11 protein-coding genes and 1 pseudogene are annotated in these 16548 nt (G+C 51.1%); all 12 read left to right on the top strand.

The features are described 5' to 3' along the window. Window positions 1-222 precede the first annotated feature (222 nt). A pseudogene (locus ACN0YR_RS22660) lies at window positions 223-1034 on the top strand (MsnO8 family LLM class oxidoreductase); the annotation flags it as partial. Between the two features lie 89 nt (window positions 1035-1123). After that, the gene (locus ACN0YR_RS22655; RefSeq protein ID WP_417851489.1) at window positions 1124-1741 is read left to right on the top strand and encodes a glutamate synthase-related protein; all 618 of its coding nucleotides are present in this window, start codon (window positions 1124-1126) and stop codon (window positions 1739-1741) included. A gap of 22 nt (window positions 1742-1763) precedes the next feature. After that, complete coding sequence (locus ACN0YR_RS22650) at window positions 1764-2978, top strand: alpha/beta fold hydrolase (RefSeq protein WP_417851488.1); 1215 nt, start codon at window positions 1764-1766, stop codon at window positions 2976-2978. Between the two features lie 70 nt (window positions 2979-3048). After that, entirely contained in the window at window positions 3049-4089 is a 1041-nt protein-coding gene (locus ACN0YR_RS22645; protein WP_417851487.1) for an NADP-dependent oxidoreductase, read from the top strand. 619 nt (window positions 4090-4708) lie between these two features. Then, a complete protein-coding gene (locus ACN0YR_RS22640) occupies window positions 4709-6724 on the top strand; it encodes an ATP-binding protein (protein ID WP_417851486.1) in 2016 nt (671 codons plus the stop codon). Window positions 6725-6813: 89 nt separating this feature from the next. Beyond that, window positions 6814-7071 (top strand): response regulator, encoded by a 258-nt coding sequence (locus ACN0YR_RS22635; RefSeq protein WP_417851485.1) that lies wholly within the window; start codon window positions 6814-6816, stop codon window positions 7069-7071. A gap of 156 nt (window positions 7072-7227) precedes the next feature. Next, complete coding sequence (locus tag ACN0YR_RS22630; protein WP_417851484.1) at window positions 7228-7467, top strand: response regulator transcription factor; 240 nt, start codon at window positions 7228-7230, stop codon at window positions 7465-7467. A gap of 148 nt (window positions 7468-7615) precedes the next feature. Beyond that, entirely contained in the window at window positions 7616-9112 is a 1497-nt protein-coding gene (locus tag ACN0YR_RS22625) for a DUF1549 domain-containing protein (protein WP_417851483.1), read from the top strand. Beyond that, window positions 9093-11027, top strand: a complete 1935-nt coding sequence (locus ACN0YR_RS22620) for a DUF1553 domain-containing protein (protein WP_417851482.1) — start codon at window positions 9093-9095, stop codon at window positions 11025-11027. The genes ACN0YR_RS22625 and ACN0YR_RS22620 overlap by 20 nt, the downstream gene beginning before the upstream one ends. Before the next feature lie 5 nt (window positions 11028-11032). After that, window positions 11033-12475: a DUF1501 domain-containing protein gene (locus ACN0YR_RS22615; RefSeq protein WP_417851481.1), complete on the top strand. Its 1443-nt coding sequence runs from the start codon at window positions 11033-11035 to the stop codon at window positions 12473-12475. Between the two features lie 858 nt (window positions 12476-13333). Beyond that, window positions 13334-14494, top strand: coding sequence for a lipocalin family protein (locus ACN0YR_RS22610; protein ID WP_417851480.1), 1161 nt, complete (start codon window positions 13334-13336; stop codon window positions 14492-14494). Between the two features lie 174 nt (window positions 14495-14668). Continuing rightward, the gene (locus tag ACN0YR_RS22605) at window positions 14669-15799 is read left to right on the top strand and encodes a hypothetical protein (RefSeq protein ID WP_417851479.1); all 1131 of its coding nucleotides are present in this window, start codon (window positions 14669-14671) and stop codon (window positions 15797-15799) included. Window positions 15800-16548 lie beyond the last annotated feature (749 nt).

The raw sequence follows: 16548 nt of genomic DNA, 5'->3' as shown, positions 1-16548 counted from the left end.
AGACGCTGGGAAAATTCCTGACGTTCACCGAACCGCCGGGGTATTGACTCAAGAAGCCTCGTGGTTTCAAGGTTGAGCCCTTCTTGCCGATCATCAATGAGATTATAGAGTCGGATAAGAAAGCCCATCGCAAGCAGCGGCATACGGCTCAACGGATTTTTGAGCGACTTCGTGATGAGCATGGCTACTACGGTGGTCTGACGATTGTTGCTGGTGCGGTGCGGAGACTGCAGTGCGGAGACTGCGGTGTTGATTGGTTATCTTGCAGCGGGACCGGGCGAATTCGGGGCGGTGCTTGTGGGGTGATGCTACTCAATCATGCACCTTTAGTGATTGCTGAACAGATTGGTACGTTAGAGGCACTGTATCCAGGACGAATTGATTTGGGGCTCGGTCGAGCACCGGAAACTGGTCAGGTGACCGCGCGGGCTTTGCGCAACCATCGCACTGGGAGTTCAGCGGACTTTCCTGAAGAGATCATCGAATTGCAAAAGTTTTTAGAACCACGTCGCACAGGACAGCAAGTCATGGCGATGCCAGGTGTTGACAGTAACGTCCCCATTTGGATTTTAGGTTCCAGTCTGTTAGAGCGCAATTAGCTGTGGAGAAAGGTTTGCCTTACGCCTATGCTTCGTACTTTGCGCCGCGTATGATGATGCAAGCCATTGAGTTGTATCGCCGACACTTTAAGACATCAGCGGTTTTGGAGAACCATTAGTTGCAGCAGAGACTGACGCGCAAGCAGAGTTTTTAGCCACCACCACATTCCAGCGCATGATTGCTTAGCTTCGAAGAAAAAGCCTGCTGATGCGTCCGCCATTTCAAAAGTGCAAGATCTCTGGCTACCGCAAGAAGAGAAGATGGCCAAAGAATTTTTACGGATGGCTATGATTGGCAGCGCAGAAAACATTGAGCAAAAAATTACAAGGGGCGCAACAGACCCAAGCGGACGAGCTGATTTTTACCTGCGATCGGTTCTGTATAAGCACAAAAGTCGTTTGAGTTCCTTTGAAATTCTTGCCGGGTTGCAGTGATTTAACTCGGCAAGAACTCAAGGCAATAATGTCCTCATACGACATCGTGTCCACTACTGGAAAATCAAAATTCTACTCTATTACTCACCATGCCCAAAGCACTTTCCGTTGACCTGATCCGTCTCTCTCGTTTCGCCAACACGACGCTGCTCTTTCTACCGGTGATGTTCTTTGCTGCAGGGTATTATATTTCGTTTTACTTCCACTTTCTCACGGTGGCCTCTCTGTTTCTCCTTTTGGTGAACTTCTCATATCGGCACGTTCAGAAAGATCACACTCTGTTGCGGAACTTCGGCGTCCTCGGGCAGGTCCGCTACCTTATAGAGAGTCTCGGACCTGAATTTCGCCAGTATCTTTTCCTCAACGACCGCGAAGAACGCCCGTTTAATCGCACAGAGCGTAGCGAAGTCTACCGCAAGGCGAAAAATGTGGATTCCTCTGATTCCTTTGGCACGCTGCTCGACTACGGCGCCACTGAAATCAAGCTGCGCCACTCTATGTTTCCCACACGTGAGGGAGACGTACGGCCATTTCGCGTCACCTTCGGAAATCGCAGTGGCGTAACGCGCCCCTACACTCTGAAGAGCCCTATGCTCGTCAGCGCGATGAGTTACGGCTCCCTCGGACAAAATGCCATTCGCGCGATCGCACGCGGAGCGGCCCGAGCTGGCATTCTCCTGATGCAGCGGGGAATTGCTGATTCCTGATTTCTCCAAATGAATGGTGAAAATGTTGAACAGTAAAATTGAATTCGAAGGATCTCAGGGTGCCACATTGGCGGCAAGGCTTGATATGCCTGCGGTGCAACCTCGTGCTTTTGCTATCTTCGCTCACTGCTTCACATGTTCCAAAGATATTCACGCAGCGACGCGCATTGCTGGGGCACTCTCCGCCAAAGGGATCGCCGTATTGCGGTTTGATTTCACCGGCCTGGGCCATAGTGAAGGCGAATTTGCCAACACGAACTTCTCATCCAATATCCAAGACCTGATCAAGGCTGCCGATTGGCTCCGAGAACATCACTCACCGCCATCAATTTTGATCGGTCACAGTCTCGGAGGTGCAGCCGTGCTGGCGGCAGCCGGAGAGATTGATGAAGTAGTCGGTGTGGCAACAATCGGAGCCCCGTTCGATCCAGAACATGTTTCCCACTTATTCGATGAACAACGCGATGAAATTGAGCAAGCCGGAGAGGCGGAGGTCAATCTGGCGGGCCGCAAGTTCACGATCCAGCGGCAATTCCTCGAAGACCTGAACGCTCACGCAATGACTGACAAGATTGGCTCCCTTCGCCGCGCTTTGATCGTGTTTCATGCTCCATTTGATAACGTGGTCGGAATCGACAATGCAGCGAGCATTTATGAGGCTGCAAAGCATCCCAAGAGTTTTGTATCGTTGGATGATGCCGATCATTTACTGACTCGTCGACCTGACTCGCAATACGTGGCGGACGTATTGACCGCCTGGGCGGGACGGTATTTACCGGACGAGACTCGTGATTCGATTAACGATTCATCGGAGAATCGTGTTGTTGTTTCTGAAACCACAACTGGAAAGTTTACAAACCAGGTGACGGTTGGCCGGCATAAGCTGCTTGCCGATCAACCAGAGGGCGCAGGAGGAGACGACCTTGGTCCAGGGCCGTATCAGTATCTGCTGGCCGGACTGGGGGCCTGTACTACGATGACATTGCGAATGTATGCTCAACGCAAGGGAATTCCATTAGAGCAAGTCAACGCGTCGCTCGAACATTCACGTATCCACGCGGAGGATTGTGAGAACTGTGAGAACAAAGAGGGCCGAATCGACTGTATTGAAAAGACGATCGAATTGCGTGGTGAACTTGATGACGCTCAACGCACTCGCCTGATGGAAATCGCCGACCGCTGCCCCGTCCATCGCACCCTTCAATCCGAAATTATTATCCGTAGCAAACTAAGTTGACGAATACTACTTCAAGTCCTGGGGCCACAGTATTGATTAGACACCCGCTCTATAAATTTAGGAAATTATCATGGCTCAATTACCTGAGACGAACCGACGGATCGTTCTAAATTCCCGGCCGCATGGCGCTCCTGAGCCCGATAACTTTCGATTGGAAACTGCGGCGTTGCCAGAGCCAGTTGACGGACAGCTATTACTGCGAACAGTTTATTTGTCGCTTGATCCTTATATGCGTGGTCGCATGAGTGACTCACCCTCTTACGCTCCTCCTGTCGAAGTTGGAGAGGTGATGGTTGGGGGTGCGGTTTGTCGAGTTGTACAGTCGCTGCACCCCGACTTCGTTCCAGGAGACTGGGTGTTGGCAAATACAGGCTGGCAGGACTATGCAGTCTCCAATGCGGAGGAATTGATTCCGTTGGGAAAGCAACTCGAACATCCATCACGGTCTCTGGGGGTCCTCGGAATGCCAGGATTCACTGCCTACATGGGGCTACTTGATATTGGTCAACCCAAACCAGGTGAGACTGTGGTTGTTGCCGCTGCGACTGGCGCAGTCGGCTCCGTCGTTGGGCAAATCGCCAAACTCAAAGGTTGTCATGTTGTTGGAGTCGCAGGCGGTCCAAAGAAGTGCAAGGTGGGAGTCGATACGTTTGGCTTTGACGCATGTCTGGATCATCGCGCGACCGATTTTGATCAGCAGCTTGCCGGTGCGTGTCCCAAGGGCATCGATGTGTACTTTGAAAGCGTTGGTGGAAAGGTGTTTGACGCAGTTCTTCCACTATTGAACGTGAAAGCTCGTATCCCGGTTTGCGGGTTGATCGCCCACTACAACGATACCGAACTCCCCGCAGGTCCAGACCGATTACCACTGTTAATGCAGACATTCCTGGTTCGCCGAATTAAGGCACAGGGCTTCATTATTTTTGATGACTACGGTACTCGCTACGGAGAGTTCCTGGCTGATATGACGCCTTGGGTTGCCGAAGGCAAAGTTAAGTACATCGAAGATATCGTTGACGGACTCGAACATGCTCCGGAAGCATTCATCGGCTTGCTTGAAGGTAAGAACTTCGGAAAACTTGCTGTCCGCGTTGACGAGGATTCTCAATAGCGTTTTCCTTCTCCGTTCTTAAAGACAAGCGCGGTGATGGATGTGCATCTCGCTCTATGATGCCATGTTGCTGAGTTGGGCAGACAACTGCTTACCGCCTCGTGTTTGTGTCCTAAGAAAACAAAAATACGGAGGAACAAAATGAGCAACGTAGACAAATTGAACCAAGAAGTGATTGATGGTCGACCAGAGGGATGTTTTTCAGTATGGAGTGTACCCGATAGACTTCGAGGCCCACAGTCGCACTGTTGCCGAGCACGTTTGATCACTGTATTCTAACGACGTTCGAAAGGGGCGTCCCGGACAGAGTTATTTCAGGCGAGTGAAACTGACAGTCACCTCAGACTCTCAATCGGGCGATCCGTGTGACCTGTGCTATGAAAAAGGCGAAACCTGCCGAACTCTTTTTCATCCCAAACTTGATGAAGCTGACTGAAGCGGGGATAAGCATTTCTACAGGGACAGACGGCTTTCACCGATGGTCGCGTCATCGTCCTGGTTTGGAAACCACGGAGACTGAGCAAAAAAATCTCCTGCTTCTTGCTCCGACATGCGGATACCATAGAGCTGGAACTCGTTGCCATGTCACTACATTGAATCGACCTTATGGAAGTGAATCTTGAATGCACGTGAATGGTTGAGGAGGATTGGCTTCGTTGCCTCGATTGTATGTACGTTTCGTACGGTCGCTGCAGAAGAACAGTCAACTGACGTGCTCGCCGAATTCTTCAGTTCCGCTGTTCGCCAGATGAGCGCTGAGCGAATGGAACTTCTTGATCGCCTCGAACAACTCTCACCCATTTCGACTGGACACGAAGGACCAAGACTTGGCTCTCATAGCAGTTATCTCGATCAACCAGACCGTCCGGTCGAGGTAGTGATCGACTTGGGACGTGAAGTCAAATTCGACGCGGTTACGTTAATACCAGTTGAATCCATGGTCAATAACCGACGTGTTGCAGGTTATGGGTTTCCGGTGCGGTTTCGTGTTGAAACGGCAAACGAAATTTCGTTTAGCAAGCCCATTATGGTCGCCGATCATACAAACAGGGATTATCCGAATCCGGGCTTTTTTCCAGTCTCCTTGCCTGCTGAAGGCGTGACGGCACGATTTCTAAGAATCACTTCGACTAAACACTGGAAACGAGGTCCCGGGGTCTGGGTTGTCGCAATGGGCGAAATTGCCGTCTTCTCTGGCAATCGTAATGTTGCAATCGGAGCCTCTGTTCGTGGTACTTGGCAATCTCATTCACAACCAACATGGATGGAGGAAAACCTGACCGATGGGCAAAGCGGTTTGGGGCTACCGGTGACTTCCAAGCAAAGCAACACAAACGGCTATCACTCTAAGCATGCCTCAGAAGCTGATACAATAAAGTGGGTTCAGGTCGATCTAAGGCAATCTCATGCCATCGATGAAATTCGACTGATTCCCTCGTTACCACACGACTGGCCGGGGCGTCCAGGGTTTGGTTTCCCCGTTCGTTTTCAGCTGGAAATCAGTGAGAACAAAGACATGACGGACTCGGTCGTTGTGGCTGACTACACAAAGGCTGATTTCCTGAATCCCGGTAATAACGGAGTCGTAGTCCACTGTGACGGACGCCGCGCCCGACATGTGAGATTGACGGCAACGCGTTTGTTTAACAAAGGACGTCGCGGCGATGGTTCGACATTATGTTTATTAGCATTGTCCGAGTTTCAGGTTTATTCCGGGAATGAAAATGTCGCGTTGCAATCGGAGGTGTCATCACTAGATTCTTTCGCAGGTGAATCACCGCCGCTTTGGGCCCCCCGGTACCTCGTCGATGGTTTCAGTAGCCAGAATCAACTGATCGAACTGCCTCGGTGGCTCAACGAGCTTTCGCAGCGTGGTGTGATCGAGTCACGTCTACAGGCAGTCACGTTACAGCGTTCGCAGGTGGTTGATCGAATCGAAAGACGCGTGATTCGATTGGCAGTGTTTTTTGCGATTGCGGTTGGCGTGACAATGACTGCTTTATTGTTGTTCGTAAGATTGCGTCAACGTCGACAACTCGATCGTTTGCGATTTCAAATCGCAGCAGATCTGCATGATGACGTTGGCAGTAATCTGGGCAGCATTCGCCTGCTCAGTCAGATGGCACTCGACGACAACAACGTCTCCAATGAAAGCAATGGTGACCTGCAGGAGATCAACCGCATCGCTATGGAGACGGCTGATTCGATGCGTGATATTGTCTGGTTGATTCATGGTGATCGTTCTACGCTTGTCGAGTTAGTACGTCGGCTCCGGACAATCGCTGACTCAATGCTCAGTGGCATCGACTACAAGTTTGAAGTGAGGGGCGAGCCAAACGATTTAGAGCTCAGCCTCGAAGTTCGTCGGCATCTATTGTTGAGCGTAAAAGAAGTGCTGCACAACATTGTTCGACATGCCGATGCAAAGCGTGCGACCATTGAAATCAAGGTAAGAGACAAAGAGCTGGGTATTACGATTGAAGACGATGGAGTCGGTTTCGATCCGGAAGCGACCTATGATGGACAGGGCTTGCAGAATTTGCGTCGACGAGCCAATGAGATGGGAGCTGATCTAATCGTACAAAGCAATCCTTCCGGTGGGACTCACATGGCGATCCGTATAAACCTTCAGTAAAACAGGAGGCCCAACAATGTCATCCTATCGTACTCCGCAGGGGATCCTCATCGAACGGACACTGCGAATTTGTTGCCTGATAAGTCACTATGAACGAGATTAAACCCAACATTGATGTATGGCTGATTGAAGATGATGCCACGTTTCGACGTAGCCTTTCTCGTGCAGTCAATCGCTCGTCTGGCATGACTTGCGTCCATGATTTTGGTTCGTACGAGCTGGCTGCTCCGCAATTCGAACGTACCGATGCCCCCGATGTGATCCTGCTTGACGTCGGACTTCCGGGAGTTGATGGCATCGCTGCGCTGGCAGAAATTCGGAAATTGCCCCCAACGCTAAGGTTGTGATCCTGACAGCTTTTGATGATGACGACAAAATATTTCGTGCCGTTTGTATGGGGGCATCGGGATATCTACTGAAGACCTCGAATATCGGAGATATCGAAGCTGCTATCGGACAGGCATCGCAAGGAGGCGCACCGATGACACCTTCAGTTGCGAGTCGTGTGCTTGAGCTGCTCTCTCTGCAAGGATCGCGTCGCGTCTTCCGATCCGGCTCTTACAGATCGAGAGCGAGATGTTTTGGAATTGATGGCGCAAGGATTGATCAAGAAAGAAATCGCAGTGCAGTTGAATGTTAGCATCCATACGGTCAGCACACATTTACGCAACATCTATGACAAGTTGCATGTGAACACTAACACTGCTGCTGTGGCAAAGGCGATTCGCAAAGGCATTGTGTAAAACTAGTTGAAGCTACGGATTCAGCTGTTCCACAGGATCTTGATCAATAAAGTGGATAGCATCACATGATCATGCGATGGCGGTTTTTGATGACTGTGCAATAATCATCGGAACCAACTCTTCCGATTCCCTCGAAATTGTACCGAGAATGAAACTCTCCCTCCTGATTGTTGTTCTGACGATTGCATCGGTGAGTTTGCACGCTGCTGACGGCCCGATGAGTGAAACAGCTTCCCATCCAACGCTGCAACAGGCTGAGTTTTTCAACAGCAAAGTCCGTCCATTACTGGAATCACGGTGCTGGAGATGTCACGCAGCGGACAAGCAAGAGGGGGGATTGCGACTTGATTCACTCGCCGCAACGTTACGGGGTGGGGACAGCGGTGCGACGGTTGTGCCGGGACTCCTCGGCGACAGTCTGTTGATCGAGGCGGTTCGTTACGAGAGCTTTGAGATGCCACCTGACGCCAAGATGCCTGAGGGAGAAGTGGCGATCTTAGAGCGCTGGATCGAAATGGGTGCGCCTTGGCCTGCAGGCGGCAATGATCCGTCCGAAGATACGATGGCGACTGATGCGCGCGCAGAAATTCGCAAAGCGGCTAAGTCACACTGGGCATTCCAACCCTTGACGCGACCACGCGTTCCCGTCGATGAGCATGACGATTGGTCTAAGAACGAGATCGACAGTTTTGTCTGGAGGAAGATGAAACAGAATGATATTGAGCCGTCGCCGCCTGCTGATCGTCGGACTCTGGTGCGGCGTGCGTTTCTTGATTTAATCGGAATGCCGCCGACTCCGAAGGAGATGGAAAAGTCCAGTGCTCCCGAATTTGCTGCGATTGTGGATGATCTGCTGGGCGATGCTCGTTACGGCGAACGCTGGGCACGGCATTGGCTGGACGTGGCGCGGTATGCGGATTCCAAGGGAGCTGTCTTCGGTCAACCGAGACGTTATCCATATGCCTACACTTATCGCGACTATGTGATTGCAGCGCTGAATGATGACAAGCCATTTGACGATTTCATTCGCGAACAGTTGGCCGCTGACCTGCTCACCGACAAACCAGATGATCCATCGCTCGCAGCGCTCGCGTTCTTAACGATTCACAAGCGATCTGACGCAGGTGGTATCGAGGAACAACGCGCCGATCGCGTTGATACAATCGGCCGGGCGCTACTTGGGCTGACAGTGGCATGCGCGCGGTGTCACGACCACAAGTACGACCCGCTGACGATGATAGATTTCTATTCGCTATACGGTATTTGCGCCAGCATCGAAGAACCGGATGATCTACCAGTGATCGGGGGGCCAGAATCGGGCTCGACACTTGAGAAATCGTTTCTGGAATTCAAAGCCGAGAAAGACCGAAAACTCCAGGAGTTTCGCGACGAAAACTACGCTCGACTCATGAAGCAGAATCGCGGTGACATTGGCAAATACCTGCTGATGGCACACGAGGGACGCGAACTGCCGGAAGGCGAGTTCCGCACGCTGGCCGGCCGACAGAAGCTCAACCCTCATATTGCATTGCGTTGGAAGAAGCGATTGGTTGAGCACGGGGACGATGCAGTATTCGGCCCATGGCATGCATTTGCAACGTTGCCGACGGCTGAGTTTGAACAGCGTGCAGAAAAAACTTGCTGAACGGGTAACGGCAAACAAGCTTGTCGATTGCCAATTGAATCCGATCGTTGCCGCTGCGTTCGACAAGCAGCGACCAGAATCATTGAGCGACGTCGCTGCGATCTATCAGAAGTTATTTGATGAGATTGACAAGGAATGGCTCAAGCACGCTTCCAGTTTTCCGAATACTCTTGGTTTTGAAAATCTGCATCAAGAACAGTTGCGGAAGCTTCTGTACGGTGAAGATGCGCCGGGTGTGATTCCTGCAGACGACTTTAAAACGCTCGACCGCAGCGTGTTTTTGCAACTCATTAATACGCTGATTCCTAATCGTGATCTGCGTTTGGCGATGCACCCAGGATCGCCACGACGTGCGATGATCGTCCGCGACACTGAAAAACTGTATGACCCACATATTTTCATTCGGGGCAACAAAGATCGACCGGGCGAAGCGGTGCCACGGCAGTTTATTGGGCTGCTTGCTGGAGAAGATCAAATTCCATTCACCGAGGGTTCGGGGCGACTGGAACTGGCTGAAGCTATTGTTGCACCGGACAATCCACTGACGGCGCGAGTGATCGTCAATCGTGTCTGGGCGTGGCATTTTGGACGCGGCTTGGTTGATACTCCCAGCGATTTCGGTCTTCGATCATCGCCGCCATCGCACCCGGAATTACTCGACTGGCTGACCAGTGAATTCGTAGATTCTGGTTGGTCAATCAAACAACTGCATCGGCTGATCCTGAACTCAGCCACGTACCAACAGTCCAGCCACAGCGACAACGAGAAACTCACTGCCGATCCAGAGAACCGACTGCTTTGGCGATTCAATCGTCGACGACTGGAGTACGAAGCGATTCACGATTCGATGCTTGCCGTGAGCGGCAAGCTCGATCCGACCCGTGGTGGCCCGTCGTCACTGATGTTCAAGTACGCAGCGTTTGATCAAAAACCAAATACCGTCACTTGGGAATTCAATCCGTATCGTCGAGCCATCTACGGGGCCATCGAACGCGACAAGCTGCCGTCGCTCTTGCTGACCTTCGATTTTCCGAACCCTGACGAAACCAATTCGGGGCGAAACACTACGACCGTGCCGACGCAAAGTCTGTTTCTGATGAACGGCGACTTCACAATGGAGATGGCGACGGCGTTGGTTGCTCGCGACGAAATCCAAATCGCCAGCGATCCGCACGAACGTATCGGCCGACTCTACGATCGAGTCTTCAATCGCACCCCGACGTCCACTGAACTGCGAGTGGCGTCCGCGTTCATTCAATCGAGTCGCCCCGATGAAGAAGACGTATTGCCACGATCAGAGTGGGTGTTTGGTTTCGCGCCCTATGATCGCGACAAAGTTGCTCACGACATCGCTGCTGTTAAAACTTTCCCCCACTTCGTGCCGACAGCACTTCAGGGAGACATTGAATTTCCGGATACGAAGAACGGTCTCGGCTGGTTGCGTTTGACGCCTTCAGGAGGACATGCGGGCGGAGGAGGGGTGTGTCTCGTACGACAATGGACGAGTCCCGTTTCTGGAGTCGTCGATCTCGAAGGAACACTCAAGCACGGAGCGACTCAGGGTGATGGAGTCCGAGCAACGGTCTATGTTCGCGGAACAAAGGCTGGTCAGTGGTCAGTTCATAATGAAGAAGCCGCAACGACCGTCGCAGGCATTACGGTTTCCAAAGGCGATCAGATCGCTTTCGTCATCGACTACGTGCGCAACGGTACATACGACGGTTTTCAGTGGGCCCCGGAAGTCAGAGAATCTCCAAAGACAGGCGATGAAGCGCAAACGGGTACGGTTTGGTCCTCAAAACAGGGCTTTCCCAAAATGCCTGATGCTCAGGTAGACCCCCTCGACGAGTTTGACGCCTGGGAAAGACTCGCACAGGTGTTGCTGATGTCGAACGAATTCATGTTTCTGGAGTAGTACGAATGAATGACACGGACAGCGAAAACACGTTTCCCGCGCTTGGCCAATCGAGACGAGAATTCCTTCAACGCGCTGGTGGAGGCATCGGAACGATTGCACTTGCAGACCTCCTGGCGAAGGAGTCGCCCGCAGCAACACGAACACTCTCGCCGCTAGCGCCGAAAATACCTCACCACCAGCCGAAAGCCAAACACCTTGTGCACCTGTTTATGAACGGTGGCCCGAGTCAGGTGGATACGTTCGACCGGAAACCACTGCTGGATAAGTATGATGGGAAAACGTTACCGGTACATTACAAGACTGAACGCAAAACGGGAGTTGCTTTTAAGTCACCATTCAAGTTCCAGAAGTACGGTCAAAGCGGAATTGAAGTCAGCGAATTGTTTGAGAAAACGGCCGAGTGTATTGACGACATTTGTCTGATTCGGTCAACGCACTGCAGCGTCCCAAATCATCCACCATCTACACTCGAGATGACCTGCGGCGATCCGATCCAAACTCGTCCCAGCATGGGATCCTGGCTGGTGTACGGTCTGGGAACAGAGAATCAAGACCTGCCTGGATTCATCTCGATGACACCAAGCGGTTATCCCGGTCGGTTCGGACCGCGATTGTGGGGATCGGCGTTCCTGCCTGCAACATTTCAAGGACAATACATCAATTCCGAGTTTAAGAACATCGAACAGCTGATCGACAATATCCGTAATAAACAAATCAGTTCGTCAAAGCAGCAGCAACAACTCGAACTACTGCGTCGCCTGCACGAAGAACATGCTCGTCGAGTCAATGACGAAGGGCCTTTGGAATCACGTATTCAGTCCTTTGAACTGTCGTTCCGCATGCAGACGGCAGCGGCGGAGGCGTTTGACCTCTCGAAGGAACCTAAGCACATCTTGAAACTCTACGGAGACACCTTCCACGGTCGCCAGCTTATTATCGTGAGGCGATTAATCGAACGCGGTGTCCGTAGTATCCAGGCGTTTACAGGCAAAGGCATCCCATGGGACCACCACGATGACATCATCCTGCATCGCCGCGACGCAGGTCTCTGGGACCAGCCAATCGCAGGGTTCCTAAAAGACCTCAAGCAACGCGGGTTGTTGAGCGAGACACTCGTTCTGTGGAGTGGTGAGTTCGGCCGCACACCAACAGTGGAACTCCCCGCGCCGGGAACGAACAAAGGGCTTGGCAAAGGCCGCGATCACAACAATCACGGATTCACCACATGGTTGGCGGGCGGCGGCGTCAAAGGTGGTCACATCCACGGTGCGACCGACGAGTTCGGTTTCAAGGCCGTGGAAGACCGAGTCCACATTCACGACCTGCACGCCACGATCCTGCATCTGATGGGACTCGATCATGAACGGCTTACCTACCGCTACTCCGGCCGTGATTTCCGCTTAACCGATGTTGCAGGAGAAGTCATAGACAGCATCATCGCATAGCTTCGCCCAGAATCCACCACTTGGTTGACATTGGTAGAAGCGTAGCCTTCGACGATCGATAAGCGAAGATCTTGTTTGAGAAAAGCACTCGGTCAAGCAAGAGGATGAGAGTGATTCAGCGAATGTCAGCAGGTCGCTTGGCGAGAGTCTGACTCCTAGTACTAGACAAGATATTCCCTCTAGAGCAAACTGCTCTAAATTCAAACGGAATCAACGGAATCAATCCATTGATTTAGAATGCTCTGCACTCGGCAGGTAAAAACTGATTGAGAATTACCATAGGGGAACTTACGTTCCGAAATGACGCGAACAATAATCATTTCTCCGCAGCGTGTGACCAAAAAGTTTCTGTAGTCCTCCTGTTCCGTGGGCGGACTTGCACTTCAACCATCGTCCGAGCGGTCTCAAGGCTCGGAATTCCAACATCTTGCGCAAATCGTCTGGTTTGGCAACGTTTCACAAAAATACAAAACTTAGCGTGTATTCACTGTGAAATTGTTAGTTTCTCCGTAGTTTCCGAAAGCATTTTTGTAAGCAGCATTTCCAACCGACTCGAAGATGGCTGACGCAGAGAAGTGCTTGAAATTGGAAGACGAACCATGGGGACGTGAGCGAATCACGAGCAAAGCTGTTGGTTTGATCCACAATAATTGACAGCGACATGGCACGTCGTTTGTGACCTGCGCAATCGTATTGAAGTTGTCATGCTCTCCCATTTTCTGGTCCAGAGATTTTCACTCATGCAAGAAAAAATAAAAAATTAAGCAATGCGGTGTCACAACTTCGGTGGAGGCTTGTACTGGAAGTGTCTCAGGAAGACACAACCCAAAACAAACAACCTTTTCACTGGAGAATGAGATGATTTTCGCTAGCAAAAACCTGTTTCGTAACCTGTTCAGCAGCAACGCTTTCAGACTTCTCTGCTGCGGTATTGCAGTCTCGAATCTCCTGGCAACCCCCAGCTTCGCTGCGAAAAAGAACCCGATTTTCGACGCTGCTGAATACGAAGAGTGGGGACTTGATTACCCTGGAGCTACTCCAGCTGACAGCGAATCTGACTCCGATGAAACAGCGAGACCGCCCGCAACAAGACCAACAAATCAGCGACCTGCAACACCAGAACCTTCAGCACAGCCTCAAGAAACACAATCACCTTTGCCAACGGGAGGTCCTGTTCCTCAAGGAGTGGCAACATTCATGGATCAGGCTGCAGTTCATGTGATCGTGATTTATGGCAAAGACGATTACACAGTCATGCCAGGCTGGATTGTCGATGCCGAGAGTCGCATCATTATGACTTTCGATTTGCTCAAAGGTGCAAAACAAATCAAAGTCGCATACCCACAGGACAAGAATGTGCCTGAAGGCGAGATTTCACAGTCTCTTGCAGTTCAACTTGAGCACGAAAACAGCATGAGTTACGTGTACATTCAAGCTGAAGTGATGCCAGCTGCGGTTGCAAACCTGGGTCTTATGAAGCCCGCACCGACTCGACCTGTCGCTCAACGCCCAACGGATCAGCGCCCAACGGATCAACGCCCTTCAGTTGTTGTCAATAAGCCAACAGCTCCTGTTCCTCCAACCAACGGTGGTTTGAACGGTGGCGGTCAGACAAACGGCGGCTTTAACCAGGGTGGGGGATTCAATCAGGGTGGCGGGAACGTCAACAACGGCGGCGGGTTCAATGGCGGTCAGCAAGGTGGATTCCAACGACCTGCTCAGTCGAATCACCCACTTGTTGGAACCTGGTATCTGCAGGACACTGTGAACGGCGTTCAAATTCGAATTGGAGCCGCGTTTGATGCTCAAGGACAGTTTGCAATAGAAATGGTTACGCTCAACGGATACGGACAGCAAGGTCGAGAATCATCATACGGAACCTACTCAGTTCAAGGTAATACGCTAACGACAAATTCAAATGACGGTGTCGAACAATCACATTTCTGGTTCGAGAACGGAATGTTGTATGTCCAAATGAAGTCACTTGGAACAACACTTGTCTTCCAGCCTGCATCTTAATCGCAGCAAAAAACGAACTTCTGAAAGTCCCCATTCTTATCGAACGGGGACTTTTTGCATTTGAGGCATGGCATCTGATGGAATTTTAAAAAACACGAGAAACGAAGTGTCACAGCTGCGAATCTCAACTGTACGGGAAGGCATCACCCATTTCATCCAACGCGGAGCACTTCAATGCCTCACTCGATGCGCACTCACTATTTTCGTTCTTCAGTTCTGGTTTTCGCTTATGCACTCAACTTATTTGCTTACTCGCATGGCGTCACGCATGCAGCAACAGAGCGCCAGAAGCTGCACGTCAAACAAGCGAGACTTTACGATGCCAATGGGTTTCAACAACCATTGTTGTCCCGAACGTTTCTGATCCCCGCAGATTGGCAAGTTGCTGGTGGCGTCCAATGGAATTCTGGAACTGATCCGAATCAACCAGCCTTTTATGAAAGTTTCTCTGCTCTCAGCTCCGATGGACGCGTCAGCTTTGAAATGCTGCCTGCTTACTCGTGGGTTTGGGTCCTCGATCCCAACGTCAGGCAGTTCATGATCCAAACCGGCCAGGATTCACAGTTGGCACCGCCTCTTGATGCAACGGGAGTGGTTCAGCATTACATCATTCCCAACTATCGCCCGGGGGCAACAATCGTCCAAATTCAAAGTCGCCCTGATCTCGCAAATGCTTATCGCCAACAACTCGTCAAGTCGGGCTTACAAAATATCGAAGCGAGTGGGCTGCGAATTTCTCTCGATTTCGTGGAAGCGAAACTCAGTTACATGCTCAATGGCGAGCGATATTTTGAGTCCGTGTCTGTGCAGCTTTCACGAGTTGATACTCCCTCGGGTTTGCAACTGCATACGGCTTCAAATCTCTTCCTGTTTCGAGCCCCCGCAGTCGAATGGGAAAGCCAGCAGTTTGTGTATGCAACAGCATTGCGATCGATGCGTCAGAATCCGGCGTGGTTAAAAGCAATCGGTCAATTCAACCAAAATGTTGCTCGAATCCGTCAGGAAGGTGCAGTTCGTCGTCAGCAGATCATGAGCCAGATGTACGAACAGATGCGGTACTCGCAGCAACAAAGCTGGGAGTATCGGCAAGAGTCAGTCGACTACGTCGCCCGAGAGTTCAACGAATCGATTCGCGAAGTGGAAACTTACAGCGACCCCGCAACGGGTTTCGACGTCGAACTCCCTAATTCCTATGACTATGCTTTCTCGAATGGTCTGGGAGAATATATCGTGACAAATGACCCGTCCTATAATCCCACAGCCGAACTGTCTGGCAACTGGCATCCTTTACAGGCCGCACGTTAACTAAGTCTCATCCATTTTTTACACGATTGATAGGATTCAATGGCTTAAATTGGAGACGAAAAGTGACTCCCACACGACACACATTCCGCCAAAGTGCGTTTCAGAAAGAATCCTCAGTGCAAGTAACGGCTGAAACAATCCAGTTGCTCGACAATAGAGCAGTTTGCTCTACCGTTTGCCCGTGAAGAACGCTTTTCCCTGGTAAAAATGCTGTTCGCCACGAGGCAGAACCTGCAAACCAATTCGAAAGATGCTCTAGTAGAACGATTAAGCGGGAAATCCGCTTCGAAGATGTCGCTAAAATGCACGCGGAAGATGTTGGACTGGAACCGGAATGACTGATGCATACTGGAATACGAAGTTCACGAAAGGGTTTGAGATGATCGTAAAAGCGGGCAGTTGCGCGATTTAGAAGAGGGCCACTTGGTCATTGAATTTGCGGGCACATATGGAACGAGTGGTGCAGACCTTGAGACGGAATAAATATATTATGAGTGAGTCACGAAAATCGGGATCACCGTCTACGTCGCAACAATTCGCCACAAGAAAAACCACATCCTGAGATGCCGAGCATAAAAAGCGGTCATTCGAAAGCTCAACGTCTCAGTTTCCGTTGCGAGTTTCGACGTGAAACCCTTCTGTTCAGGTGCGTTCCAGGGGCTTTACTCCGCTGTGCAAAACCACGAAAATTTCTGACTTTTTAACGACACTTTCGCCATTCTCGCTGAACAGACTTGTTACGGGTTGTG

The organism is Thalassoglobus sp. (assembly GCF_048270125.1).
In the GTDB taxonomy this organism is placed as follows: Bacteria; Planctomycetota; Planctomycetia; order Planctomycetales; family Planctomycetaceae; genus Thalassoglobus.
The sequence above is the reverse complement of the archived record's forward strand: the minus strand, read 5'-3'. Positions and strand labels throughout refer to the sequence as shown.

What these genes read in the sequence shown, in the direction of transcription:
- ACN0YR_RS22645 (WP_417851487.1), top strand. Translation starts at nt 3,049, where the DNA reads ATGGCTCAATTACCTGAGACGAACCGACGGATCGTTCTAAATTCCCGG.
- ACN0YR_RS22615 (WP_417851481.1), top strand. Translation starts at nt 11,033, where the DNA reads ATGAATGACACGGACAGCGAAAACACGTTTCCCGCGCTTGGCCAATCG.
- ACN0YR_RS22625 (WP_417851483.1), top strand. Translation starts at nt 7,616, where the DNA reads ATGAAACTCTCCCTCCTGATTGTTGTTCTGACGATTGCATCGGTGAGT.
- ACN0YR_RS22655 (WP_417851489.1), top strand. Translation starts at nt 1,124, where the DNA reads ATGCCCAAAGCACTTTCCGTTGACCTGATCCGTCTCTCTCGTTTCGCC.
- ACN0YR_RS22610 (WP_417851480.1), top strand. Translation starts at nt 13,334, where the DNA reads ATGATTTTCGCTAGCAAAAACCTGTTTCGTAACCTGTTCAGCAGCAAC.
- ACN0YR_RS22605 (WP_417851479.1), top strand. Translation starts at nt 14,669, where the DNA reads ATGCCTCACTCGATGCGCACTCACTATTTTCGTTCTTCAGTTCTGGTT.
- ACN0YR_RS22635 (WP_417851485.1), top strand. Translation starts at nt 6,814, where the DNA reads ATGAACGAGATTAAACCCAACATTGATGTATGGCTGATTGAAGATGAT.
- ACN0YR_RS22650 (WP_417851488.1), top strand. Translation starts at nt 1,764, where the DNA reads ATGTTGAACAGTAAAATTGAATTCGAAGGATCTCAGGGTGCCACATTG.